The 25717-nt window shown below is 66.4% G+C and carries 24 protein-coding genes; 13 read left to right on the top strand and 11 right to left on the bottom strand.

Annotated features, from left to right (window positions below; translation table 11 throughout):
• Positions 1-12: 12 nt before the first annotated feature.
• On the top strand, positions 13-249 hold the full coding sequence (locus ON40_RS25955; protein WP_040827057.1) for a hypothetical protein: 237 nt from the start codon (positions 13-15) through the stop codon (positions 247-249).
• 71 nt (positions 250-320) lie between these two features.
• On the opposite strand, the gene ON40_RS25950 is transcribed toward ON40_RS25955, so the two are convergent.
• Positions 321-1319, bottom strand: a complete 999-nt coding sequence (locus tag ON40_RS25950; RefSeq protein ID WP_040827055.1) for a substrate-binding domain-containing protein — start codon at positions 1317-1319, stop codon at positions 321-323.
• A gap of 116 nt (positions 1320-1435) precedes the next feature.
• Here ON40_RS25950 and ON40_RS25945 point away from each other — a divergent pair, with 116 nt between their 5' ends.
• On the top strand, positions 1436-2287 hold the full coding sequence (locus ON40_RS25945) for a LysR family transcriptional regulator (RefSeq protein ID WP_040827053.1): 852 nt from the start codon (positions 1436-1438) through the stop codon (positions 2285-2287).
• Between the two features lie 11 nt (positions 2288-2298).
• On the opposite strand, the gene ON40_RS25940 is transcribed toward ON40_RS25945, so the two are convergent.
• Positions 2299-3228: an NADP-dependent oxidoreductase gene (locus tag ON40_RS25940; protein WP_040827052.1), complete on the bottom strand. Its 930-nt coding sequence runs from the start codon at positions 3226-3228 to the stop codon at positions 2299-2301.
• Between the two features lie 83 nt (positions 3229-3311).
• Here ON40_RS25940 and ON40_RS25935 point away from each other — a divergent pair, with 83 nt between their 5' ends.
• Together ON40_RS25935 and ON40_RS25930 are read left to right on the top strand one after the other, a co-directional pair.
• Positions 3312-3890 (top strand): TetR/AcrR family transcriptional regulator, encoded by a 579-nt coding sequence (locus tag ON40_RS25935; RefSeq protein WP_040827050.1) that lies wholly within the window; start codon positions 3312-3314, stop codon positions 3888-3890.
• 517 nt (positions 3891-4407) lie between these two features.
• Entirely contained in the window at positions 4408-5892 is a 1485-nt protein-coding gene (locus ON40_RS25930; RefSeq protein ID WP_051193560.1) for an HNH endonuclease signature motif containing protein, read from the top strand.
• A 267-nt stretch (positions 5893-6159) separates the two neighbouring features.
• On the opposite strand, the gene ON40_RS25925 is transcribed toward ON40_RS25930, so the two are convergent.
• Positions 6160-7023 (bottom strand): helix-turn-helix domain-containing protein, encoded by an 864-nt coding sequence (locus ON40_RS25925; RefSeq protein WP_218008869.1) that lies wholly within the window; start codon positions 7021-7023, stop codon positions 6160-6162.
• Between the two features lie 128 nt (positions 7024-7151).
• Between ON40_RS25925 and ON40_RS25920 the strand changes: the two genes are divergently transcribed.
• Genes ON40_RS25920 through ON40_RS25910 form a run of 3 tightly spaced genes read left to right on the top strand, consistent with a single transcriptional unit; the run spans position 7152 to position 8352 of the window.
• Positions 7152-7487, top strand: a complete 336-nt coding sequence (locus ON40_RS25920; protein ID WP_040827048.1) for an ArsR/SmtB family transcription factor — start codon at positions 7152-7154, stop codon at positions 7485-7487.
• Positions 7484-7738 (top strand): SRPBCC family protein, encoded by a 255-nt coding sequence (locus ON40_RS25915; RefSeq protein ID WP_040827046.1) that lies wholly within the window; start codon positions 7484-7486, stop codon positions 7736-7738. Before ON40_RS25920 ends, ON40_RS25915 begins: the two co-directional genes overlap by 4 nt.
• Complete coding sequence (locus ON40_RS25910) at positions 7735-8352, top strand: maleylpyruvate isomerase family mycothiol-dependent enzyme (protein ID WP_040827044.1); 618 nt, start codon at positions 7735-7737, stop codon at positions 8350-8352. Before ON40_RS25915 ends, ON40_RS25910 begins: the two co-directional genes overlap by 4 nt.
• Positions 8353-8686: 334 nt before the next feature.
• Here the strand turns inward: ON40_RS25910 and ON40_RS25905 are convergent, their stop codons facing one another.
• The 7 genes from ON40_RS25905 to ON40_RS25875 all read right to left on the bottom strand — a co-directional run bounded on the left by ON40_RS25905 (position 8687) and on the right by ON40_RS25875 (position 17800).
• Positions 8687-10585 carry a PepSY-associated TM helix domain-containing protein gene (locus ON40_RS25905; RefSeq protein ID WP_245567992.1) on the bottom strand — a complete coding sequence of 633 codons (1899 nt, stop codon included), beginning with the start codon at positions 10583-10585 and terminating at the stop codon, positions 8687-8689.
• Positions 10586-11291: 706 nt separating this feature from the next.
• Complete coding sequence (locus tag ON40_RS25900; protein WP_040827042.1) at positions 11292-11870, bottom strand: hypothetical protein; 579 nt, start codon at positions 11868-11870, stop codon at positions 11292-11294.
• 57 nt (positions 11871-11927) lie between these two features.
• A complete protein-coding gene (locus ON40_RS25895; RefSeq protein WP_040827040.1) occupies positions 11928-13586 on the bottom strand; it encodes an acyl-CoA synthetase in 1659 nt (552 codons plus the stop codon).
• A 147-nt stretch (positions 13587-13733) separates the two neighbouring features.
• Positions 13734-15386 carry an acyl-CoA synthetase gene (locus ON40_RS25890; protein WP_040827038.1) on the bottom strand — a complete coding sequence of 551 codons (1653 nt, stop codon included), beginning with the start codon at positions 15384-15386 and terminating at the stop codon, positions 13734-13736.
• 170 nt (positions 15387-15556) lie between these two features.
• Positions 15557-16849 (bottom strand): RNA polymerase sigma factor, encoded by a 1293-nt coding sequence (locus ON40_RS25885; protein WP_040827036.1) that lies wholly within the window; start codon positions 16847-16849, stop codon positions 15557-15559.
• A 13-nt stretch (positions 16850-16862) separates the two neighbouring features.
• The gene (locus ON40_RS25880; RefSeq protein ID WP_040827033.1) at positions 16863-17216 is read right to left on the bottom strand and encodes a YciI family protein; all 354 of its coding nucleotides are present in this window, start codon (positions 17214-17216) and stop codon (positions 16863-16865) included.
• Between the two features lie 14 nt (positions 17217-17230).
• Positions 17231-17800 carry a dihydrofolate reductase family protein gene (locus tag ON40_RS25875; protein ID WP_040827129.1) on the bottom strand — a complete coding sequence of 190 codons (570 nt, stop codon included), beginning with the start codon at positions 17798-17800 and terminating at the stop codon, positions 17231-17233.
• Positions 17801-18023: 223 nt separating this feature from the next.
• Between ON40_RS25875 and ON40_RS25870 the strand changes: the two genes are divergently transcribed.
• On the top strand, positions 18024-18704 hold the full coding sequence (locus ON40_RS25870; protein ID WP_040827031.1) for a hypothetical protein: 681 nt from the start codon (positions 18024-18026) through the stop codon (positions 18702-18704).
• Between the two features lie 39 nt (positions 18705-18743).
• Here ON40_RS25870 and ON40_RS25865 read toward each other — a convergent pair whose 3' ends face one another.
• The gene (locus ON40_RS25865; protein ID WP_040827029.1) at positions 18744-19712 is read right to left on the bottom strand and encodes a zinc-binding dehydrogenase; all 969 of its coding nucleotides are present in this window, start codon (positions 19710-19712) and stop codon (positions 18744-18746) included.
• Between the two features lie 135 nt (positions 19713-19847).
• Between ON40_RS25865 and ON40_RS25860 the strand changes: the two genes are divergently transcribed.
• The 5 genes from ON40_RS25860 to ON40_RS25840 all read left to right on the top strand — a co-directional run bounded on the left by ON40_RS25860 (position 19848) and on the right by ON40_RS25840 (position 25606).
• Entirely contained in the window at positions 19848-20384 is a 537-nt protein-coding gene (locus ON40_RS25860) for a TetR/AcrR family transcriptional regulator (protein ID WP_040827027.1), read from the top strand.
• A gap of 477 nt (positions 20385-20861) precedes the next feature.
• The gene (locus ON40_RS25855) at positions 20862-21890 is read left to right on the top strand and encodes a 3-deoxy-7-phosphoheptulonate synthase (protein ID WP_040827025.1); all 1029 of its coding nucleotides are present in this window, start codon (positions 20862-20864) and stop codon (positions 21888-21890) included.
• Between the two features lie 197 nt (positions 21891-22087).
• Positions 22088-23113, top strand: coding sequence for an FkbO/Hyg5 family chorismatase (locus tag ON40_RS25850; protein ID WP_040827023.1), 1026 nt, complete (start codon positions 22088-22090; stop codon positions 23111-23113).
• A complete protein-coding gene (locus tag ON40_RS25845; RefSeq protein WP_040827022.1) occupies positions 23110-24651 on the top strand; it encodes an AMP-binding protein in 1542 nt (513 codons plus the stop codon). Before ON40_RS25850 ends, ON40_RS25845 begins: the two co-directional genes overlap by 4 nt.
• Positions 24638-25606 carry a DMT family transporter gene (locus ON40_RS25840; RefSeq protein ID WP_051193558.1) on the top strand — a complete coding sequence of 323 codons (969 nt, stop codon included), beginning with the start codon at positions 24638-24640 and terminating at the stop codon, positions 25604-25606. Before ON40_RS25845 ends, ON40_RS25840 begins: the two co-directional genes overlap by 14 nt.
• Positions 25607-25717: the final 111 nt, after the last annotated feature.

The raw sequence follows: 25717 nt of genomic DNA, 5'->3' as shown, positions 1-25717 counted from the left end.
GGAAGTGACGTAATGCTTTTCGATATCCGCACAATCGTCGGCGGGTTGCTCGGCATCTACGGGGTGATTCTGATCATCGTCGGGGCCGTCAACCACAGTGCCGCGGATCTGCAGCGCAGTGGCGGCTGGAACACCAATCTGTGGTCGGGGATCGTCATGGCGGTCATCGCCGTCGGATTCCTGATCTGGGTTCGCCTGCGGCCCACGCAGGTGCCCCGTCACACCGAATCCAGCAGTCCCACAGAGTAATCGGGACGCTCACGCGGTAGTGAAACGATCGGCCGCGACGGCAGCTGTGCCGTCGCGGCCGACTCGTTGGATCAGGTGTCGAGGAATTGTGCGGCGAAGACGTCCTCGATCTGCAGGCGACGCGGGGACAGGCCCTGTTCGTGGTGGTAGCGCAGATAGGTGTCCAGGGCGGTGCGGTTGGCGGCGATGCCGTAGGGCCAATGGTCCGGGCCGAACTGGGCCTCGTTGCGTTCGATCAGGGCATTCATCCACGGCACCATGGTTTGGACCTGGTACAGCCTGCGGTGTCGGCGGTAGCGTTCGGCGGCTTGGTCTTTCGCGCGGCAGAAGGTGTCGTAGACCTCGCGGACCAGGTCGGGGCGGGCGTCGAGCAGATCCTGCCGGACGACGACGGTGTGCATGATCGGGAAGATGCCCGTGCGGCGGTGGTAATCGCGCTCGAGCGGTTCGAAATCGGGGAACAGGCGGGCGACGTTCGGGGATCCGTCCAGTGCGCACTGCGGGACGTTCGCCGAGAACAATGCGTCGATCTCACCGGCATCGAGCATCTCGCTCAATGTCGCGTCGGCGGGGGCGTTGGTCACCTCCACGTTCGAAGGGTGCGGGTGCGGGATGAAATCGAAAGGCGGCGAGGCGTATTCGAGTCCGCCGATCACCCAGCGGTTCGCGGCGGGATCGAATCCGTACTCGTCCATCAGGATTCCCTTGGCCCACACGCCCGAGTCCTGGTCGTAGGTGCCGAATTCGCCGATGGTCCGTCCGGTCAGGTCCGCCGGGCCATTGATTCCGCTGTGTGTATTGACGAAGACGCAGGAATGCCGGAACACGCGGTTCGGGAAGATCGGCAACGCGACATACGGCAGCCCGGATTCCAGCAGGCGCAGGTAGAAGGTGAGGCCGAGTTCCGCGATGTCGTACTCGTCCTTGCGCACCGCTCGCTCGAATATCTCCGGCAGCGTGGCCGCGGTCCGCATGACGATGTCCGTGCCGTCGAGGCCGACGCTGCCGTCGAACAGTGCCGCGGTCGTATCGTATCGGTAGGTTCCTATGGTGAGGGTTTCGTCGGTCATGTCGAACTCCTTTCGAACTCCTGTGTCGGCGAGCTGATTTCGATATTTCCCGACCCGGCCGTAGCGCGTCCAACACCCTTTCCGCACGTCCGATACCGCGTGGGTATCGTGTTGCGGTGGACCTTCGCTCGCTCCGGTACTTCGTGACCGTCGCACAGGAGCGGCACATCGGCCGCGCGGCGCGTCGTCTGCACATGACCCAGCCGCCGCTGAGCCGCGCGATCCGGGAGCTCGAGGACGAACTCGGCGTCACCTTGTTCGAGCGCACCTCGAAGGGTGTCACCCTGACCAACGCGGGGACGGTGATGTACGACGAGTCGGTCGCGCTGCTGGAACACGCCGACCTGCTTCGCACCAGGGTGACCGCCGCGGCCGGCGCCACCACGCTCACGATCGGCACGCTCGCGGATACCGCCGAACTCGTCGCGGGAACGCTGGTCACCCGATTCCGGGAGCAGCATCCGTCGGTCGAGGTGAGTATCCGCGAAGCCGACCTCGGCGATCCGACCGCCGGGCTGCGCGCCGGGTTGGTCGACGTGGCATTGACCCGAACTCCGTTCGAGGACAACGGAATCAGCACCCGAATCCTGCGCCGGATCCCCGTCGGCGTGGTGCTGCGCGGGGACGACCCACTGGCCGGGCGCGAGTCGATCGGCTCGGACGATCTGACCGACCGCCGCTGGGTCCGGCTCCCGGACAACGCCGACCCACTGTGGGCGGCGTACTGGACCGGCGGCCCACCGGACGGTTCGTCACCGATCGTGCGGACCATCCAGGAATGCCTGCAAGCGGTCCTGTGGAACGCGACCTCCGCTCTCGCGCCCCTCGATCAGCCCCTTCCCACAGGTCTGGTCGTCGTCCCCTTCCACGATCGTCCCCCGAGCCACCTGGTGGTGGCGCAATCCGAGGCCGCGCCGAGCCCCCTGGTCCGCAGTTTCGTCCAGCTTGCGGTGGACAGCTTTCGCTGAGCCCGTGCTGGTCAGAGCGTGACAACGATCTTGCCGTGCACGTGACGTCCGGCCTGCATTGTCACCGCATCGCGAATCTTCTCGATCGGGAAGGTCGCGGCGATCGGCACGGTGAGCGTTCCGGCGAGGATCGCGTCGCTGATCCGTGTCATATCGTCCGGGCCCGCGTTGATTCCGCCGGTCGCGCGCACGCCGCCGGGAGGGGTGGGCCCTGCGGCGACAGTGGAGATCCGCTCGGGCGGAACACTCAGTGCGAGTGCGGTTTCGGCCGTTTCGGTGCCGAACAGATCGGTGGCGGCGGTCACGCCCTCCGGGGCCAGGGCACGCACCCGATCCGCCAGTCCGGGGCCGTAGGTGACCGGTTCGGCGCCGAATCCGCGCAGGAATTCGAAGGTGCCTTCCGAAGCCGTCCCGAGCACTCTGGCTCCGGCGAGTCTCGCAAGCTGGACGGCGAATACGCCCACACCGCCTGCTGCGCCGCCGACCAGGACGGTGTCGCCGGATCGCAGATCGATCGCCGTCAACGCGGCGGCCGCGGTCATACCGGCTACGGGAAGCGTGGCCGCCACCTCGTCGCTGATGCCCTCCGGTGTGTGCCAGAGCCCTTCGGCCGCTCCGGCGCGCGTATCGACCACCACGAAATCGGCGGCGGCCCGACCCATCGCACCACCGTAGACACGGTCGCCCACAGCGAAACCCGTTGCGCTGTCGCCGACTTCGTCCACCACGCCGGCGAAGTCGTAACCGAAACCGGCCGGCACGGTGATGCCGAACTGCGCCGCCGCCTCGGGCTGCGCGGCGATGAGCCAGTCCATGGGATTCAGACCGGCGGCGGTGACGCGGACGCGGACCTCGCCCGGTCCGGCATGCGGTTCCGGAACCTTCCGCAGCTCCAGCACCTCGGGACCGCCGAACGTCTCGTAGATGACGGCTCGACTCATTGCGACCTCCAGAGAAACAGTAACGGGACTTGGTGCCATCACTATACCGCAGTGACGGGACCAAGTCCCGGTACGATGTGGGCATGGCCCGCTGGCAACCCAACGCATCGCAGCGACTCGTCGTCGCTGCCCTCGAACTGTTCGAGGAGCGCGGCTACGAGAACACGACGGTGATCGAGATCGCGGAGCGCGCCGGACTCACCAAGAGCACCTTCTTCCGGCATTTCCCCGACAAACGGGAGGTGCTGTTCGGCGGCGGCACGATGACCGGACTGCTCGTCGACGGAATCACCGCCGCCCCGGCCGAGGCCGGGGCGCTCGAAGCGGTGGCGCACGCCCTGGACGTGATCGGCAGAGAAGCCTTCCCTCCGGAACGTCGCGAGTTCGCCGCCCGGCGGCAAGCGGTCATCGCCGCCCACCCGGAACTGCGGGAACGCGAGGCACTCAAAGGTCTGGGTCTCACCGCGTCGATGATCGAAGCGCTGGAACGCCGCGGCGTCCCCGAGCTCACCGCCCGCGTCGTCGCCGAACTCTGCGGGATCGCCTGGAAGATCGCCTACGAGCGCTGGAGCGACCCCGCCAATCACGACGAATTCGGCGAACTCGCCCGCCGAACCCTCGCCGAAGTGCAAGCCGTAGCGGAATCCCAGAGCCGACCGTGATCGAGTCGAACACTCTGGTTCTGGGAGGTGAACGATGCAGACTCGTCGCAGGTGCAGGCGAGTGCCGGGCCGATCCTTCGAATCACCTACGTCGACCGATCCGCCGCGAGTCGAGTGCCGTCGGGGCATTCTCTGTCCTGTCGCTGCTGCCTGAGATCTTCGAGTTCCCTGTCTGTCGTTCGGGGCGAACCTCGGGGGCGACGATCTGGGTGGGCGCAGATGTCGTAATCGAACCGAAGCGGTTGTCGATGACGCGGCAACGTTGGGCGCGGCGCCCCGTCGACAAGTGATCACGACAGCGGGCTGTCGACAATGGTGGGTGCTGTTGCGGTTTCGGGTTGGGGTGCGTGTTTTGTCGTGCGGTTGCGATCAGGGGCGTCGTAGACTGGAATTGATCAGCGGTTCTCTGAAAATTGGTGTGTGCGTGGATGATTGGGTCAGTTGTCCAGGGTGAAGATTCTGATTTCACATCGGTTGGTGGGGTGTTTCGGGGTGTTTTTCTCGGTAGAATTCGAACATGGATTCGATGGGGGAGATTGGAGGGCCGACAGCTGATGTGCTGTTGGCTGCGGTAGGTGACTTGGTCGAGCAATCTTTGGCTCCGTTGTCGGATCGTGGGGTGGTGGAGTTGCTGCGTGGGGTCGAGCGTGCGGCGCGGATGTTGGCTGCGGTGCAGCATCGGCTGCTGATAGAGGTGGATTCCCGGTCGATTCCTGTGGATTCGGGTGCCAAGACGATCAAACGGTTCCTGATGGAAACCCTGCGATTGTCGAATGCCGAGGCCGGCGCACGCGTGCGTGCGGCGGCGAAGGTGGGCACGTTCCGTGATCTGTCGGGTCAGGAGCGTGAGCCCGAGTTGCCCTGTGTGGCAGCGGCGTTGCGTTCGGGGGATATTTCTGTGGAGCATGCGCGGGGTATTGCGTCGGTGATGATCAGGATCCCGCGTGCGGCCGATGAGGTCGATCGTGTGGCGGCGGAACAGATCCTGACCGAGTTCGCCGAGACCGGGTCGCCTGATGATGTGGGCAAGGTTGGGGACAGCATTCTGGCGTATTTGGATCCGGATGGAAAAGTCACGGACGAGTCTGATCGTGCTCGGATGCGCGGGGTCAGGATCGGGCGGCAGCGTGCGGATGGGATGTCCGCGATCAGCGGGGAGATCGATCCGATACTGCGGGCGTTGCTGGATTCGGTGCTGGCCAAGTACGCGCGTCCCGGTGTGGGGAATCCGGATGATCCGGCCAGCCCCGGGGCTGATGTGGACCGCGTGGATTCGGAGCTGATTGCTGCTGCGGCGCAGCGTGATTCTCGCACCGCTGCCCAACGCACCCATGACGCGTTCACCCTGCTGCTCGGCGAGCTGGTCGATACCGGCAAACTCGGCTCACATCGAGGCATACCGGTTACCACCGTGTTGACGATGCGGGTGCAGGATGTGGAGCGCCTGTCCGGGGTCGCGACCACTGCGACCGGTGGCGCGGTGGCGATCACCGACGCGTTGCGGTTGGCTGAGCGGTCTCGCCCGTATCTGGCGGTGTTCGACCATGCTGGTTTGCCGTTGCATTTGGGTCGGATGCGTCGGTTGGCTTCACCTGCGCAACGGCTTTCGCTGATCGCTGCGCTGGGTGGTTGTTCGCGGCCTGGGTGTGATGCGCCTGCGTCGCTGTGCGCGGTGCATCACGTTCGTGATTTCAGCAAGGGTGGTCCGACCGATATCGAGAATCTGGTGTTGGCGTGCGATCACTGTCATTTGCTGATCAATGACACGGAGACTGGTTGGAAAACTGTTGTTCTGAACGAAGATTCACAGTTCCCTGGCCGGACGGCGTGGATAGCGCCGGATCATATTGATCCGACTGGTACTCCGCGAGTGAACCATCGTCATCGCGCCGGGGAACTGCTGGCAGAAATCGTCGCGGGCATCCATGCTCGCCGGGAACGAGAACGCGCTGCGCATAGGTGTTGGTTGCGTGAGCGACAACCAGGCGGTGTCGCGGCCTGAACCGGGGCCGTGATCGCCAAAGCGGCGATACCGCGGTCTGGTCTGTGGCCGTGACGCCAACCTGGCGGTATCGCGACCTGAACCCGGAGGGAATTCGCCGTCCGAGGTACTCGCATGGTCCGATGACGTGGCCGGGGCCGGGTTGTGAGTCCGGATCGACCATACAGGCGTCGGTCGGGCGGACTCGTCGAGGAGATACAGCCGCAGAGAGCGATCATCAGCGACCGTTGCCAACGACCTGTCCGTCGTGGAGCAACCTCCAGAGCCTCAGTGCGAGGCCCGCGCGCATGAGTCCGGCGGGGCGGTGAGGTCGAAACCCAGGGTTCTGCCGAGGTTTTCGAGGCGGCGGGCGACGCTGCTGTGGTGCAGGTGTAGCAGGTCGGCGGCTCGACGTAACGAGCCTGTGGTGCAGTAGGCATCGAGGGTGTCGAGATCTTCGGGGCGCGAAGCGATTCGGTCTATTGCTGCGATATCGGCGTTGTCTTGCAACAGGTTCGCAGGTATCCGGTCCAGTACAGACAGTGCGCCCAGATCGTCATGATGGATGATCGGGATGCGAGAAGTGGTGAAGCGCAGCGCGGTACGGGCCTCGGACCAGGAACGATCGGGACTGTCCGCCGCACCGATGCCCGCTCGGACCTCGGGCGGGAACCGGGCCGCATCGACGGTGGTCGCCAGGATGACGCCCACGTCGGCGACCGTCGCGGCCTTCACCGGACGATCCGGGCAGATCAGGCTGCCGATCCGATCGATTGCTACGGGTGAGTGCACGGCAACGACGCGGATCGGCAGTTCGGCGGCGAAACCCATCAGTCGCAGTGCGCGATTACGGGCCGGTTCGTCGGTTCCGGCGCTGATCACCAGCTCGACCAGCGCGGGATCGGCCATGGTGGTGTGCGCCGGACCGTACCGTTCCACGACCGACGCGGTGGCCAGGGCCAGCCGTTCCAGCAGCAGCTGATCGAGCGCGCCGGGCGGGCCGGGACGTTCCAGCCATACCGTGCCGATCTCCTCCTCATCGAGGGTGACCGCCACCGTCGTGGACGCGGGCATCGCGGTGTCCGGAGCTTCCCTGCCGTCGTGCGCGAAGCGGATCACCCGTCCCGCGCTGTTCAGCCGGATACCGGCCACGCACTCGGCCAGTCCGTCAGCTCGCCGAACTCGCCGGAGCCCTGCGCCGAGGGCTCGCCGGATGATCGCGCGTTATCCGGCGTAGCAAACCCCTTGTCAGCAGCCTTTGAAAGCGTACACTTACGTTCGTGTCGGCTTTCATAGATGTGGATCTGGCCATTCTGGGTGATCCGATGCGGCAGGCGATCTTCGAGCGTCTGGCTCGGCGTCCGTCGTCGGTGGGGGAGCTCGCGGAGTCGCTGCCGATCACCCGGCAGGCGGTGTCGCAACATCTGCGGGTGTTGCGGGACGGTGGATTGGTGGTGGCCACGCCCGAGGGCACGCGGCGCATCTACCGGATAAATCCGGAGGGGCTTGCCGCGATTCAGGCGTATTTCCAACGGATCTGGGACGACGCGCTCACCGCTTTCCAGAAGGCCGCCGATGCGGCGATCCCCGAATCCGAACAGGAGTATCCCTCATGAGCACACCCGCCGTTCCGATCCTGCGGGGCTCCGCGACCGTCGCCCTGCCGATCGACCGGGCGTTCGCCTTCTTCACCGAATCGTTCGGCAGCTGGTGGCCTGCGGCGTATCACATCGGGCAGTCCGAGATGGCCGATGTGAGCGAGGGCATCGCGCACACCATCGCCGAGCGCGGCGGCGGATGGAGCACCCTGCTCGAGCTTTTCGCGAAGACCGCCGAAAATCATTCCACGGGAGGCGATCCCGCATGAACGATATGGAGATGGCGCGCCTGGAGCGAGTGGATTTGGCCGAATTCCTCGCCACGCTCACTCCCGAACAGTGGGAGCAGCCCTCCCTCTGTGAGGGCTGGCGGGTTCGAGATGTGGTGGCGCACATGATCAGTTACGAGGAACTGGGGCGCTGGGGGCTGCTCCGGCGCTTCGCCAAGGGACGGATCGTGCGCGCCAACCAGGCCGGCGTCGAGGAGTTCGGCTCGCTGGGCCCCGAGCGTCTGCTGCAATTCCTGAACGAGCACCTGGTGCCCCGCGGACTGACCGCCGGATTCGGCGGCATGATCGCACTGGTCGACGGCACCATCCACCACCAGGACATCCGCCGCCCGCTGGGCGTCCCACGGCAGATCCCGACAGATCGTTTGACTCGTGTTCTCGACGCCACCCTCCCCAACCCGCGCCTGGGCGCCTGGCATCGAATCCGCGGACTTCGCTTGCGCGCCGACGATATCGACTGGTCGCACGGCACCGGGCCGGAGGTTGTCGGCACCGGTGAAGCGCTACTCCTGGCGATCACCGGCCGCCCCAGCGTTCTCAGGGAACTCACCGGCTCAGGACAACCAGTCCTGGCTGCTCGGATCGGCGCGTGATCGTCGCATTGCGAGGCTCGCGTGCCGCATCCGTCCCAGCGTGGCGAATCGCTCGTCGAGGGCAGTGGAACATCGAACTCGATCATGCAGGACCGCCTTGCGCGCTCTGATGATCACCTTCGGGCGCCATCATGGTGCGCGACCTCAGGTTGACAGGAAAGTGGCGCAACCGGATTCGGGTTCAGCGCATCAGCAGTGAGCCGATTGAACCCCGACATGCGTGCTTCGAGTTGCACCTCGAAGCACGCTGTCGATATCGGTGACGATCATCCTCGGCTATGCACCGTCGGATACGTGAGTGGTGAGGTTGGCCGACAGCGGTGAGTGTGTGGGTTCAGGCTGTAGCGCGACGACGCTGGACCAGGCCGATGATGATGTCGACGACGAGGAAGCCCAGCAGGGTGATGCCGAGCACCGGGGCGAACCAGCCGACGGCAGCGGCGATCACGACCAGACCGGTCAGGAGTGCCGGGTGGATGCCGCGCAGGACGCCGCGTCGCGGCGGTGTGCCGAGGGCGAATCGGCTCGCGCGCAGCGGGCGGCGGCGCCACCACATCAGGTAGCCGCGCACGATGACGGTGATCAGCGCGAGCATCGTCAGCAGGAGCAGCAGTTGGTTGGCCAGGCCGAACATCATCCCCATGTGCAGGGCGATACCCCAGTTCGCGAGTTCGGCCATCAGCGGCCAATCCGCGTAGCGCACGGTGTCGGTGACATCGCCGGTGACGCCGTCGACGGCGATCGCATCCTGGGTGAGTGAGCCGGAGATGCGGCGTTCCTTCACGACGAATGCCGTGTGATCCGTTGCGGGGAGCGTGATTTCTACCGAGCCGTCGAGGTGGTGGCCGCGTGCTACGGCGAAAACCTTGTCCACCTGGGCAATTCGGTCGGTGGATGGTTGCGTTCCGGCGGTGCTCGGGGACATGTCCATGCCCGGCATACTCATTCCCGGCATGTCCATACCTGGCATATCCATCCCGGGCATGCTCGACGAGCTGCCTTGTTGTGCCGCCGATCCCGGCAGTGCACTGCTCACCGACGGCGTCGTCCAGCTCGACTGTGCTCTGAGCGCATCGACGTGCGCGCCTGCGTACGTGGACCAGGTCATCCCGGTCGCGGATAGGAACAGTAGCGGCAACAGCACCCACACTCCCACGGCCGCATGCCAATTCACCGTCCGCAAGCGCCCCTTGCGGCTGCGATCCGGCCACATCAGCCGACGCAGGCCGCGGTATCGCGAACTCGCCCGGCGTACCCACACCACCAGTCCGGCGAGTGCGACCACCCACAACCAGGACGCGGCCGCCTCGCTGTACAGCCGACCCGGTTGTCCCAGATGCAGATTCCGGTGCAGCTGATCGATCCACGTCCGCAGCGGCAACGCCCCCGTACTGCCGTAGACCACACTCACACCGACCGATTTCGCGGTCGCCGGATCCACGAACACGGCCCGTTGCTCGGACTCACCCAACGACGGATCGGTGAACAGCACCCGAGTCGTATTCCCAGCGTGCTGAGCCGGATCAACCGCCGCCAGAGCGAGTTTGGGCTCCACGGCCACGGCTGCGGCCACCTGGTCCGCCAGCGGCCGCGCGGGTCCGGTCGAATCGACATGCAGCAGATCGTGATTCACGATCGACTCGAGAGTCGGAGCAACCGAATACAGCGCCCCCGTGAGCGCCGCGATCAGAATGAACGGCCCGACGAACACCCCGGCATAGAAGTGCAACCGCATCGCCAGCGCAGTGGTCGCGCCGCGCGAATTCGACCGCCCGGCCGATGGCTCCGCGGATTGTGCGGTCACCGATCCTTCGGTCGATTCGACAGGTATTCCGTTGTGTGACTGCGATACTCGATCCGGCTCGGCAGGTACTCGGTCGGCTGTGGACGTCGGAGGCGCGGCGTCCCGCGTGCCGATCGGCGCCCGGTAACTCTCCTCGGGTGATCCGGCACTCGCGACGTCGGCCGATCCGCTCGATGGTACGGCCGGCGTAGCAAACAGATCAGCGTCCGGAGTGGTCATCCGATTGTCGTCCGCCGACTCGTCGAACGGCTCGGTCGGCGGCCTGCCCGTGCGATCGGCCGATATGCCGATAGGCGTGGTGGCTGAACCGTTCTGATCGATATGCGGATCGGCGGCGGGGGTGGGCTCGGGATCGTCACGTGTGCCGGCGGTCGACTCGGCCGGTGGTTCGGCGGTGGCGTCCGGGATCGGGGGATTGGTGGTGCTCACGATGTTGCTCCTGGTTGGCTGCCACCCGTGGATGCGCTGCTGTCCGGGTGAATCCTCGGTGTGCGAGGACGTCCGCCCCTCATATGCGGACGTCTTCTCCTCTGATGAGCGTTCCGGCAGGCACGTTCGTCAGACACCACACGGCGGGGTTCCGGGCGGGAGTCGCTGAATCGACAAGGCTCGGCAGTGGCCCGGTCGGATCGGTAGGACGCCCGGTCGGACTCGCGCCGATCACCTGTGGACGTTCCGGCTACGCACGGTCATTCCGGTCCGATCGGCGGATGCCCGACGATCACGCCGGACAGCGTCCGAGCGGCAGTGTCGTGCCGGACTTTCCGGTCGCGCTGTGCCGCTCCGGTCGGCTCTCACCTCGGCAGGCATTGCTCAGGCCAGGTAGATGATCCGACCGATTCGACAGTGCCCGGCCTGAATTCGCCACAGTTACCTATGGGAAATGACAAGGCATTTCGTCGGTACTTCCGCACGACATGCGGCGCGGGCGATGCCGATCGGCGGACGCCAGGCAAGCCTGAGCGTCTGTCCGCCAACCGATCCGGTGCGACGTACGTCGATCCACTGGTGTGGTGCGAGGATTCACCCTGCGACACGATGATCGGGGCCGTCGGCAAGCGGCCGGTCGATCATCGGTGTGCTGCGAAACGCGCGAAAGATGTTCGCGCGCACGGGTGTATGGATGAATGTGGGATCAGGCAGGCAGAGGTGGGCCGCGAGTCCGGCAGGAGTCTGCGGCGAAGATCCGGTGGATGACGTGGTCGCGGTGCGCGATCGGCACCGGCGACGGGGGAGCGGCGGCGGGCGGGTGAACCAGCAGCGGCAGTGCACGGGACAGCGCGGCGATGAGGATTCGGTAGGCGGCCTCCGCGCCGTGGATCACGACGGATGCGGCGCATGCGGCCGCGATGTGTGCGATGAGCATCGCCGGGCTCCACAGCGAACCCGGATGCGGCATGTCCAGCATGTCCAGGGACATCACCGCATGGCCCAGCAGCTGCCCGCCGATCAGGGCCGTGACCAGGCCGGTTCGGGTGGTGTGCAGGGAGCGCAGACCCGTCACCAGAGCGCCCACCACCGCACACGCCGCGACGAGCAGCAGTAGCGTGCGCGACTGCAGGGGCATGGCTCCGGCAGCCCAGCCGTGCGCCTCGATGGCCAGCGCGCCGGAGACGGCTCCGGCCGATCCCCCGCGCAGCCGGGCGACCGCACTCCGACGCTGTTGCGCCGCAGCCGAATCGCGGGCCGGGGACCGGCCGGGGTCGAGGATCACCCGAAGATGATACCGAGGCGGCACCGCCGAACCATCGGTGAGGCGGCGCCGACCGTGCTACTCGGCGGGGACGTCCATTTCCGCCAGCGGCTTGCGCAGCAGTTTGCCGGTGGCATTGCGCGGGAGTTCGTCCAGGAAGATCACCTCGCGCGGCACCTTGTACCGGGCCAGGTTCGACTTGACGTAATCCTTGATCTCCTGCACGTCGCGCTTGGAGTCCGGGCCGGGAACGACGAACGCGCGCAAGCGTTTTCCGAATTCGCGGTCGTCCACGCCGATCACCGCGGCCTCCAGCACGTCGGCCCGGTCGGCGAGCAGATGCTCGACCTCCTGCGGGAAGACGTTCTCACCGCCGGAGACGATCATGTCGTCGTCGCGGCCATCGATGAACAGCAGACCGGTCTCGTCGAAGTGCCCGACGTCACCGCTGGACATCATGCCGTCGACGGTCTCCTTGGTGCGGCCGTCGGTGTACGCCTTGAACGAGTGCGGGTTCTCGATGAAGATCGTGCCGGTCACATTCGGCTCGGTGATCCGCTTGCGCTGCTCGTCGTACAGCGCGACCCGGATGCCCACCGGCGACTTGCCCGCGGTGTTGGGCGCGCGGCGCAGCTCCGGCGGGGTGGCCACGGTGATCACGGCGCATTCGGTGGAGCCGTACACGTTGTAGAGGGAGTCGCCGAAGTAGTCCAGGCTGCGGGTGACCACATCCGGCGGAATCGCCGAACCGGCCGCGAAAATGACGTTCAGCGTGGACATGTCGTACTTGCCCAGGACATCGGCGGGCAGATCGAGCATGCGCTGCAACATCGTCGGCACCACGACCAGTTCCTCGGCCCGGAACTTCTCGATATTGGCCAGTGTCGCTTCGGGATCGAATCGCCTCTGCTGGAACACGATTCGGTTGCCCAGCGCCAGGCCGATGGTGAACTGCGACAGGCCGGTGGCGTGGAAGATCGGCGCGGCCATCAGGATCGTGCCGTCGCGCGGCACCGGAATCCGGTCGACCAGCTGCGCGGAGATGAACGGGCTCACCTTGTCTCGCGGCGCGCCCTTCGGGGTGCCGGTGGTGCCACTGGTCAGGATCACCATGCCGCCTGGCTTCGCCGGAAGCTTCACCGGATCGGTGGACTGATCGGCCATCAGCGAATCGAGCGTCGGCACCGACGCGTCGACGCCGTCCTTCTCGTCGGACCAGGTCAGGATGCGCGGTACGGAATCCGGGATCGCGCTCATCAGATCGACGAATTCGCTGTCGTGCAGGACCGCCTTGACCTTCTCGCGGGCGGCCACGTCGGCGAACTGCGGTTTGGCGAATCCGGTGTTCATCAGCACCGCGCGCACACCCAACTTGCCGGTGGCCAGCAGCGTCAGCACCAGGCCACGATGGTCGCGGGCCAGCACCGCGATCACGTCGCCCTCGCCGATGCCCTGCGCAGTCAGCGCCCGTGCCAGCGCATTCGACTGCCGGTCGAGTTCGCCGAAGGTCAGCTCACCGCGCTCGTCGACGATGGCGGGGGAGTTCGGGCGGGTCTGCGCGGAATGCACGACCACGCCCGCGAACGGGCCGTACTTGCCGATCGCGACGACCGAGCGCACCGCATGATCGAGGCGCAGCGGGTTGAACAGCCCGCGCCTGCGCATCGTGTTGGCCCCCAGAGCCAAATCCCCGACCTTGCGGAGGGTGGTGCTTGCCGACGGAAGGACAGCTGACATAGGTACAACCTTCCGCGATCCCGCCTGACCTGGGCCGGGCTGACCGCAACATCGAGATCCAGTGCGTGCTAACACTAGCAAGCAGACCTGCTCGTATGTGGTTAGCGTCTCTGTTACCGACGGTACCCCCAACAGGTTCGGCCGGGCCTACTCTGTGATCCGATACTCGACCAGTTCACGACGCAGGAGCTTGCCTGTTGTGTTGCGCGGGAGTTCGTCGAGGAAGATCACTTCCCGCGGCACCTTGTAGCGCGCGAGCGTGCCCTTCACATAGGCCTTGATCTCCTCGGCGTCGGGCGTGCTACCCGGCTCGGCGACCACGAACGCGCGCAACCGCTTACCGAATTCCACGTCGTCTACCCCGACCACCGCGGCGTCGAAGACATCGGGACGTTCCAGCAGCAGGTTCTCCACCTCCTGCGGGAAGACGTTCTCACCGCCCGAGACGATCATGTCGTCGTCGCGGCCGTCCACGAACAGCAGGCCGTGCTCGTCGAAATGTCCGACGTCGCCGGAGGACATGTAGCCGTCGATGATCTGCTTGTGCCGCCCGTCGGTGTAGCCCTCGAAGGGGGAGCCGGAGCGAATGAATATGCGTCCGGTGACGTGTGTGTCGTGGATCCGGTGGCCGTCGTCGTCGAACAGCACCACTTCGCAGGTGACCGGCGCGCGCCCCGCGGTGCCGGGTGCGATCGCCAGATCCTGCGGCTGGGCCACGGTCGCGACGGCGCATTCGGTGGAGCCGTACAGGTTGTGCAGGACGTGGCCGAACGCCTCGGTGGCGCGCACGGTCAGTTCGGGCGAGAGCGCCGAACCGGCGAGCACGATCGACTTCAACGAGGTCAGGTCGTACTTCTTGCGGATCTCCGGATTCAGTTCGACCATGCGGTGCAACATCGTCGGCACCGCCACGAGCATCTGCACCCGGTGTTCGGCGATCTTGCGCAGGGTGTCCTCGGCGTCGAACCGGCGCGTGGTGACGACGGTATTGCCCAATGCGACCGCGACCAGCCAGGTGGCCTGGCCGGTGCTGTGGAAGATCGGCGACACGATCATCGCGGTGCCCTGGCGGGGGAACGGGATCCGGTCGACCACCTGAACCGTCGCCATCGGCGAGATCTTGCCGCGCGGCGCGCCCTTGGGCAGGCCGGTGGTGCCGCTGGTGAGGATGACGAAGCCGCCGACCTTCTTCGGCAGCGGCAGTTCGTCGGTCGGGTTCGCCTCGATGAGCTGTTCGATAGTGGTTGCGCCGGAGGGGATTTCGTGGCCGTCGTCCACCCAGGTGAGGACCCGCGGCAGCTCCGGGGGCAGGGCGTCGAGCAGGCCGACGAATTCGCTGTCGTGCAGCACCGCCTTGACCTTCTCCCGCTCGCACACCTGCGCGAACTGCGGTTTGGCGAAACCGGTGTTCATCAGCGCGACCCGCGCACCGGCCTTGCCCGCCGCGGCCATCGCCAGCAGCAGTCCGTGGTGGTCCCTGGCCAGAATGGCGATCACCGTGCCCGGTGTGATGCCCATCCCCTGCAGGCCCCGCGCCAGGGCGGTGGACTGCTCGTCGAGCTGTCGGTAGGTCAGCGAGCCGCGCTCGTCCACCACCGCCGTGCGCTCGGGCCACAACCGTGCCGCATGACGCACCGCGGTCGCCTGTGAGCCCAGGACCGCGCCCTCCTGGGCGGTCCGCAGCGTCTCGTGCAGATTGCCGATATCGATGATGCCGCGCTCCCGCAGGACGTTGACACCGCGGACCGCCTCGACCGTGTGAATCACCTTGCGCTGCAACTGTTCCAGAACCGAAGTCATCTGCGACCACCTCCACGCGCCTACCGTGCGAACCCGCACGCCTACCGACCGGGTGCTGTGGACGGTAGCAGCCGGAACTGACGCGGGATGCAGAAATTCGGCCAACTGTGCCAGGTGTGAAACCGGAGCCGTCGGTCGTCGGCAAGGCGACGATCTCTGGGGGCGGAGAGCTACCCCGGATCGGGCTTCGCGCAGTCCTCGGCGCGTGCCCGCAGATGTGACTGTTCGGCGGCGTTCGCGGTGAGTTCCGCGGCGCGGATGAATTCGCGGCGCGCTTCGGCGTGGCGGCCGAGCCGGGCGAGCAGATCGGCGCGGACCGCGTGCAACAGGTGGTAACTGTCCAGCATGCCGGTCTCTTCGACGGCGTCGACGAGTTCGAGTCCGGCCGTGGGGCCGTGCACCATGGTGATGGCCACGGCGCGGTTGAGTTCGATGACGGGGGACGGAAAGCGTTGGGCCAGAATCGCATACAGTCCGGCGATGCGCTGCCAGTCGGTGTCCTCGGGGGTGCGGGCCGAGGCGTGTGCGGCGGCGATGGCGGCCTGTAGCGCGTACGGGCCGGGCGGCGCTCCGCGTTGCCGGGCGGTCGCATGCGCTCGTCCGAGTGCGGCGAATCCGCGGCGTATCAGCAGTTGGTCCCAACGCGAGCGGTCCTGATCGGGCAGCGGCACCAGGCGGCGGGCCGCGTCGCTGCGAGCATCGAGCCGGGACGCCTGCAATTCGAGCAGCGCGGCCAGGCCGTGCACTTCCGGTTCGGTCGGCAGCAGGACGGTCAGGATGCGCGCCAGGCGCAGCGCGTCGTCGCAGAGTTCGCCACGCATCCAATCCTCGCCGGAGCTGGCGGCGTAGCCCTCGTTGAAGATCAGATAGATCACCTCGAGTACGGCGTCCACGCGCGCCGCGAGCTCGCTCTCCTCCGGAACCTCGTAGGGGATCCGGAGTGTCTTGATGATCCGTTTCGCGCGGACGATCCGTTGTGCCGCAGTCGATTTGGTCACCACATAGGCCCGTGCGATCTCCTCGGTCGTCAAGCCGCCGACCATCCGCAGAGTCAGCGCGACGCGCGCCTGGCGGGGGAGTGCGGGATGGCAGGTCGTGAAGATCATGCGCAGCATGTCATCGGATATCCCGGTGCCGATATTCGCGTCGGCACCGGGAAATCCCGACCTCTGCTCGTCGAGGAGATCTCGTCCGAGCAGAGCCAGTTTGCGGGCGAAGGTCGCATCACGCCGGAACCGGTCGATCGCACGACGCTTCGCCACGGACATGAGCCAGCCACCCGGATTCGCCGGAACGCCCTCGCGCGGCCACTGTTCCAGCGCCGCCACGTGGGCATCCTGGGCGAATTCCTCGGCGGTGTCGATATCGCCGACGACGCGGGTCAGCCCGGCCACCAGTTGCGGCCATTCGATCCGCCAGGCGGCCTCGACCGCCCGTCGGGCGGGCGCGGGCTCATTGTTCATCGTCGGTGTCGACTCATTGCTGATCCAGTTGTCTGACCTCGATCTCCATCGTCCACTCCGGTCCGTGCACGCGCAGGAACCGGGAAGCCCATTCCACTGCCTCGTCCCGCGAGCGGGTCTGCAGCAGGCAGTAGCCGCCGATCATCTCCTTGGATTCGGTGAACGGTCCGTCCAGGACGGTGAGTTCGCCGCTGGAGAGCCGAATCCGCGTCGACTCGTCGAGCGGCCGCAGTCCGGCGGTGTCCAGCAGGACGCCCGCCTTGGTCATTTCCTCGATCAGCTTGCCCATATCCTCGGCGAGCGCGGGATCCGGGCCCTGGACCGGTTGGGCTGCCGGATCGAGGCGGATCAGAAGTAGGTGACGCATCCGATGTCCTTTGCTCAGGCGGTCCGGTAGCGGAGGTACACCGCGCCGGATTCGAACGACTTCGATTCGATCAGTTCCAGGTCCAGTGCCGTCTTGTCCGGGAAGAGTGGAGTTCCGGAACCGATGACCACCGGGTGCACGACGAGCCGGAACTCGTCGATCACGCCCAGATCGAGGAACGAGTGCACCAGCTTCGGGCTGGCGTAGATTGCGATCGTATCGCCGGATTCGGCTTTGAGCTGCGAGAACTCCTCGGCGAGATGTCCGGTGATCAGCCGGGTGTTGTTCCACTCGGCCGACTCCAGCGTGGTCGAGCAGACGATCTTGTCGACCGCGTTCACCCATTCCGCATGTGCCCGCTCCTGCGGCGAGCTCTCCTCGTTGGGCTGGTTCGCCCAGTAGCCGTACATCCCGAGGTAGGTCTCGCGTCCGTAGACGGCGGTGTCGAAATCGGCCTGGATATGAGCTGCGTACTCGGCGAGCTCCGCGCTGTAGGCGCGGTGGGTCCATTCGAATCCCGTGCCCTGCCCGGACGAGGCGAAGCCGTCCAGGGTGAGATGCTCGAACGCCACGAGCTTGCGCATGCTGTTGTCCTTCCGGTTGTGCGGCCGCCATTCGGCCCCTTCACCTACCCGTCGAACGAACATCCCCGAAATCGACACGAACGGTCTCCCGAACCCACATGTGTCAGATCTCTTTTCGATCCGCCGCCCCTCGGTCGCTCCAGCATGGCAGGGGGGTACGACAGGTTCGCTGCGCCGCGCGGCGCTTTCGCGCGGGTGGCGCTGTGCCCCTAGGGTGGGTTGTATGCGTATCGCGGCATTGACAGTGCTCGTACTTCTGGTGGCGGGCTGTTCGACCGCAACCGATCAGCACGCGCACACCGTTGCGCCGACCGAATCGGCCACCTCCGCCTTGGCAGCTCCCTCGACCACTGACTCGTCGGGCAGGGCGCCGGGGCAGGGGGCGTCCTTCGCCGCGGTCGATGCCTGGGTGCAGGACGGCCGCCCCGCCGACGCGGCGAAATTCGCCACCGCGACGACCCAGGACGGTACGACCACCCCGTTGAAGGACGGCGACGTCGCCTTCAACAGCCCGACCGCAAAGATCAAGTGCACCAGCGATTCCGAGGAGGGCATGCCGGGCCTGTACTGCCTGGTCGATCTGAAGAATCCGCCGGCCCAGCCGGCCCGCAGCGGCGAGGGTGAGTTCGTGGCCAACTGGATTGACTTCACCGGTACCAAGGCCTCGGTGGGCTCCATGCACGGCGATCCGGGCCCGTTCGTGCGCGGCTACGGCAACCAGCTTCCCTACGGATCACGGATCGCCGCAGGCGATTACACCTGCCGCATGGATTCCAGCGGATTGATCTGCGAGGACAAGTCCACCAAGTCGGCGGTCCGGATCAGTGATGCGGGCATCCTCCCGTTCGGTTGCCTGAGCGAGAAGACGCCCACCGAGGGTATCGGTAAGCTCTACGGCTGCTGAAATCCTGTCGCAGTCGAATAGCTTGCGAGACAAGGGAATCTAGCGCGTGATGAGCACCGCGCCGATCGAGTGACATTGTTCGATTTCGCGGTGCGCCGCGGCGGCCTGCACCAGGGGGAATCGGGCGTGGATCCGCGGCGTCAGCTCGCCGCGAGCCGCCGCGGCGAGCGCCTGTGCGGCGTCGTCCCGCTGTTCGGCATCGGACTTGCGGATGACCGCACCCAGCGGACCGGAGACCGTCAGTCCGCGACTGGCGAGCGTTCGGGCGTCCAGATCCGGCCAGCGGCCGGATGCGAAGCCGTACAAGCCGATTCGGCCGCCGCCGTCCGCGACGGCCGTGAGCGCCTGCTCGGCGGTGTCGCCGCCGATCGCGTCGAGCACCACGTCCACACCACGGCCGCCGGTCAGTTCCCGGACCTGACCGGGCCATTCGGCGAGACCGTAGTCGAGCGCGCGATCGGCTCCGAAATCCATTACAGCAGCTGACTTCTCACCGCTCGCGGCGCCGATGACGGTGGCTCCCGCCGACTTCGCCAACTGGATCAGCAGTGAACCGATTCGCCCTGCCGCAGCGGTGATCAGCACGGTGTCGGAACTGCCGACCCGCATCTCGGCAAGCAGGCCACGCGCCACCGCACCGGCCTGGAACACCGTCAGCGCGATATCGAGCGGCAGGCCGTCCGGCAGCGGGAACGCGTAGTCCGCCGAGACGATCGCGCGCTCGGCGTATCCGCCGCGTTGTCCGACCGTGGTCGCGACGACGGTCCTGCCGATCAGGTCGCGGTCCACATCGGAACCGACCGCGATCACCCGGCCGCCGACCTCCAGTCCGGGCGTCCAGGGCAGCGGCAGCGGATACCGGCCCGAGCGCACGATCACATCCCCGTAAGCGACTCCCGCCAGATCGACCTCGACCAGGATCTGACCCGCATCCGGCGTCGGATCCGCGACGTCATCGACGGTCAGCACCTCCGGTCCGCCGAATCGGGTGACCTGCACAGCCCGCATAGCGTTACTCCTACACTCGGTGCGGAACGAGACAGGTTGTCTCGTTCGAAACGCCAGTGCAGTGTCCGATCGCGAGGACCGGGCCCACAAGAACCACATCACCGACACCGTCCCGAACGAGACGGAGAACGAGAATTGTCTCGACCGAATGTGCGTGTGCGCCGCACTCGCGCCCTGCTGCGGGAGGCGCTGGTCGACCTGATCGAGGAGCGCGGATTCGATCGCGTCACCGTGGGTGAGCTGACCTCGCGCGCCATGATCAGCCGCGCCGCGTTCTACCGGAACTATCGGGACAAATACGAGCTGGTCGAGCAGATCTTCGACGAGGCCATGGCCGAGATGACCGCGGGTGGTGACGACACCCGGACGTCCCGGGAACGCTGGGCCGATTTCTTCCGGCACATCGACGCGTATCACCGGCTCTACGGCGCGTTGCTCGGTCGCAAGGGCAGCCCGTGGTTCGCCGACCGGATGCGTTCGGCGCTGGCCGCCATGTCCACCGCGCACCTCCCCGGCAGGCAACCGGATGCCCTGGTCCCCAGCGTCATCTCCGCGATGTTCGTCCAGTCGATCGTCTGGTGGCTCGAACACGACCGCCCCTGTCCAACCGAGGAGATCGCCGACCGATCCGCCCGCCTCATCGGCGCGGTGCTCGGCGAAGTCACGCGGTGAGGGCGCGCGCCGCCGAATCCTCTCCGCCCCAATATGTTTGACGTATCATGACGTCAAATGACGGCCCGTTGAAATTTGTTCTGTTACACCAAACTATGGCATGTTACGCTGACTGCCGTAACATCCCGGAAGACCTGCCAAGCCGTCAAATGTCGCACCGATGCGAGCGCGGCACACTTGGAGGATTCAATGCCACTAATTCCGGAGTATCGGATAGCTCTACTTTTCTTCGGGCTCGGTGACGATCCGCCTGCGCGCGGTTCGCTACTCTGAACGCGGCTGCGCAATCGGGGGTGCGCAATTTTGTCGGGTGGTCGGCGCAGCCTGCCCGTGCATTGCCGGACGCAATTGACTACCGAATGAATCAGATCCTCGTCTGCTTATCCTGATATTTACAACTTAATCCAGGGAGTTATCATGTTCGCCGAAAGTTGCGTTGGTGAACCTTCCGTCGGATCGGCCCGGGACTCGCCCGTTGTGCTCACATCTCTGCCCACTTCGGGGGCGGTGGCCGCCGATATCCCGCTACATCCCGCACGGGCGGCCGAGATCGGCCTGCATCGCGCCGCGCTGCGCCGCGTCCTGGACGGCACCGACGACCGCGTCGTCGCCATCGTCGGCCCGTGCTCCATCCACGACCCGGTCGCCGGGCTCGACTACGCTCGCCGGCTGGCCGCGGCGGCGGAGTCCTACTCCGAGGACTTGATCGTCGTCCTGCGAGCCTATCTGGAGAAACCTCGCTCGATCGTGGGCTGGAAGGGACTCGTGCACGATCCCGGTCTCGACGGCGGCGGAGACCTCGCCGCGGGGCTGCGGATCGGCCGCCGGTTCCTGATCGACGCGGCCGCGACCGGGCTGCCCCTCGCCGGAGAGTTCGTCGATCCGTTCGTCGCCGCCTACCTTGCCGACGTCATCAGCTATGCCGCGATCGGCGCACGGACCGTCACCAGCCAGCCCCATCGGCAACTCGCCTCCTGGCTGCCGATGCCGGTCGGCTGTAAGAACACCGTCGACGGTGACGTCGAGGCGGCGGTCAACGCGATGCTGGCAGCCGCTCAGCCGCACACATTCCCCGGTGTCAGCGACGACGGCATGCCGGTCGTGCACCGCAGCCGGGGCAATCCGGACGCCCATCTCGTCCTGCGCGGCGGCTCCTCCGGACCGAACTACACCGCGCTCTCGGTGCAGGCCGCATTGCGCGAACTGGGCGCGTCCGCGCTACCCGAGCGAGTCGTCATCGATGCCTCGCACGGCAACAGCGGGAAGGATCATCGCCGCCAGCCTGCCGTCGTCGCCGATATCGGCGAACAGATCGCGAGCGGGCAGACCGGCATCGTCGGGGTCATGATCGAATCGTTCCTGCTGGAGGGAAAACAAGCCGCACCGGTGGAATACGGAATGAGCATCACCGATGCGTGTATCGGCTTCGCGGATACCGTCGATCTGCTCGATGTGCTCGCGGCATCGACGCGGCGGCGACGCGCGGTCGGGCGCCGTCGGAACTGATCCGTATACGCACGATCGAAACCCGGATCAATTCCTGCGGGGCACCTTCTTGAACGGCTGACCGCCCGGCGAACGAATATCGACCGGATCGGATTCCGATTGACCTGCCATTGGTATTTCAACGGCAGGCGATGGGTCATAGCTGTCTGCTCTGGCCGTAATTGACGTTTTATTTCATAAGTATCAGGAGTTCATTCATGAGTCACCAAAATTCTGGGGACCGTGTGCAGGGCCTGCGGTCCGACCTGGTCCGCTGCACCGAATCTCGCGAACCGGCCCGAGCGGCACGCGGCAATATCCTGGGGCGGATCAAGTTCGCCGGCACGCCCGCCGCGCCTGCTCTGGTCGGCAGCGCCCCACGTCTGACCACTCACATGGTCGGCGGGAATGACGTTCCGGCAGAAGAGATTTGGCGCACCGATCTGCCGGTGCGGGCCGGTACCGACGGTCCCGCCGTCTTCGCCGAGGACGGTGAGCATCTGTTCTACGCGGTACGTCTGGAACCACAATCCGTATACCGCGATCGGGTGCGCGAGTTGTACGAGAACGCTCTGCGATTCACCTGGGAGCGCGGTTACACCGATCTGGTCCGCATGTGGAACCTCATCGGCGGGATCACCAGTCCGAACGCGGACGGGGTCGAGATCTACCGTGACTTCTGCGTCGGACGGTCCGAAGCGTTCGCCGCCTGGAGCGAACACTTCCCGCAGCTGCCGGCGGCCACCGGAATCGGCACCTTGAGTCCCGGCGTCGATCTGTGCTTCATCGCCGCGAAGCCGGGTCGCACTGTGCACCTGGAGAATCCGCGGCAGACACCGGCCTACGAGTACCCGTCCCGGTACGGGCCGAAGTCTCCGAGCTTCGCGCGGGCGACGTTCCTCGACGGGCAGGAAACGGGCAGCCTGTTCGTCTCGGGTACGGCGAGCATCCTGGGGGAGGACACCGCGCACGTGGATGACGTCGCCCGGCAGACCGTGGAAACCCTGCGCAACATCGATGTGCTCGTCGGCAGCGACAACCTGGGCCGATACGGGGTGAACGGCGGCGGGTACGGCGTTCGGGACCTCGATCAGATCAAGGTCTATGTGCGTGATCGCGAACATGTTCCGGTCGTCCGCGATATCTGCACGCTGGTGTTCCCCGCTCACGTCGAGATCGCGTACTTCAACGTCGACGTGTGCCGAGCCGATCTGCTCGTGGAGATCGAGGGGGTCTGCCGATGACCACCTCGACAGATGTACCCGCCGCCGTGCCCGCGGTCCGCGAGGACGTCGGCAACCTGGCCGTGTGGCTGGAGTACCTCGCGGCGCGCAACGGCTGGCTGAAACGGACCGCGTACATCCAAGGCGCGCAGCACCACACCTACGGTGACATCTACAACAGGGTCCGCCGGGCCGCAGAGGGCCTGCGCCGGTTGGACATTCGGTACGGGGACCGGGTGCTGCTCGCACTGCCGGACAGCATCGACTTCGTGACGACGTTTCTCGCCGTACTGCGCATCGGTGCGGTCGCCGTGCCCGTGAACACCTTCTTCCACGCCGATGAACTGCGCTCGGGCGAGCAGATCGCCGAGGTGGTGCTGGTCGTCGCCGATCCCGCCCTGCAGGATGTCTTCCACGGCCGCACGGTGACGGCGGCGGAGCTGACCGAACACAGCAGCGCGGCGGACCTGGACAATGTTCCCGAGGTGGTCTCGGCCGATGCCCCCGCCTTCGCGGTATTCACTTCCGGCACAACGGGAGCGCCCCGCCTGTGCTTCCATGTGCACGGCGACGCGTTGCATTTCGACCGGGCGATCGGCAGTGTCCTGTCGCTGCGCGAGGGCGAGGTCTGCTACTCGGTGTCGCGGATGTATTTCGCCTACGGCCTGGGCAATTCGGTGCTCCTGCCACTGCAGCGCGGGGCCGCGGTGGTGCTCACGCCCGAGCGGGCGGATGCGGCGACCGCTCTGTCGGTGCTGCAACGTCATCGGGTCGGCGTCTTCTATGCTCAGCCGAGTTTCTATGCCCGGATACTGGCCCACCCCGACGCCGATCGCCTGAGCTGGCTGCGCCTGGCGCTCGTCGCCGGTGAGATGTTGCCCCGTCCCATCGAGGATCGGTTGCGCTGGCTGCTCGGGCGGCGACTGGTGAACATCTGTGGCACAAGCGAAATCGGGCACGCGGTGTTGGCCGACGGCCCGGAGGAGAGCCATCCCTACAGCCTCGGCCGCATCCTGCCGCCGTACCGGATGCGGGTGATCGACGCCGCGGATGAGCCGGTGCCGGACGGTGTGGTCGGATGGCTGCAGATCTGCGGTCCGACCATCGGTCCGGGCGTGCGGCAGGGCAGTGCGCCGCCGCACCGGCTGCGACCGGACGAGTGGTTCACGACCGGTGACGCCGCGCGGGTGGACGACGGCCTGGTGCAGCTGCTCGGGCGAGTGGACGATATCGAGATCGTCGCCGGAGCCAATGTGCACCCCGTGGAGGTGGAGGACCTGATCACCGCGGTCGCCGGTGTGCGTGAGGCCGCCGTGTGCGCCGTGCGGCGGGGCACCGGTGTGACGAGTCTGCGCGCCTACGTCGTCGCCGAGCCCGGCGTGCACTCGAAAGGTGAACTGGCCGAAGCGATCCGTTCGAGTGCCGAGGCATCGTTGACGTGGTACAAGGTCCCGGAGGACGTCGAATTCGTCGATGCTCTGCCACGCAATGGCACCGGAAAGATTCTTCGCCGAACGCTGCGCGAATGGAACACGGAGGTACCCGATGACGCGCGATGAGACGATTTCTGTCCGGGCGACGGCCGCCGCACTGGTCACCATGGTGCTGTGGGCCTCGGCGTTCGTGGCGATCCGGCATGCCGGTGAGAGTTTCCGCCCCGGTTCGATGGCCTTGGGCCGCTTGCTGATCGGAGCCGTGGTGCTGCTCGCGGTGGTGGCGGCCAGACGTGAGGGACTGCCGCCGCGTGCCGCATGGCCCGGGATCCTGGGCATGGGAGTGTTCTGGTTCGGGCTGTACATGGTCGCGCTCAATTGGGGTGAGCAGCATACGGATGCCGGAATAGCCGCGCTTCTGGTCGGTACCGGCCCGCTGTTCGTCGCGTTGCTCGCCGGACTGTTCCTCCGCGAGGGCTTTCCACGTCCCCTGCTCGCCGGTATCGCGGTGGCCTTCGTCGGGGCGATTCTGGCCGGGGTTGCCAGCGGTGGCGGTCGTACCGCGATCACCGGCGCGCTGCTGTGCCTGGCCGCAGCCGCGGGGCATGCCCTCGGCGCCATCCTCCAGAAACCCGCTCTCGCGCATGCCTCGCCCTTGCAGGTCACCGCATACGCCAGCGCGATCGGTGCGATCGCCTGCCTGCCCTTCAGTGGCCAGTTGGTGACCGACGTGGCTCATGCCTCGGCGGAAAACCTTGCGGCAGTAGTGTATTTGGGACTTCTGCCAACGGCGCTGGCCTTCTGGACCTGGTCCTACGCCCTGGCGCACATGCCGGTGGGGCGCCTGGCCGCGACAACGTACGTCGTCCCGTCCCTCACCGTGCTGCTGGCATGGCCCACGCTCGGTGAGTTCCCGCCCGCCCTGGCCCTGCTCGGCGGAATCCTGTGCCTGCTCGGCGTCGCGATCGCGCAGCGAAAATCCCGGTCGGCATCCGAGTCCGCCGCCGATTCGACTGCCGCCGAGGAGACCGCGGCGGACGGTCCGGTCGGTGACTCCGCGTCGATACGATCACCGGACTGACTCGGCTACCGCATCGGTCGCTGAATTCTGTTGGCCGAGAACGCATCATGACCGGCGCAACTACTCCGCAGCGAAAGAACCGGCGCGGGTCACGAAAGACCACGCGCCGGT

The organism is Nocardia jiangxiensis NBRC 101359 (assembly GCF_000308615.1).
GTDB classification, from domain to species: Bacteria; Actinomycetota; Actinomycetes; order Mycobacteriales; family Mycobacteriaceae; genus Nocardia; species Nocardia jiangxiensis.
This window is presented reverse-complemented; position numbering and strand designations above follow the sequence as displayed.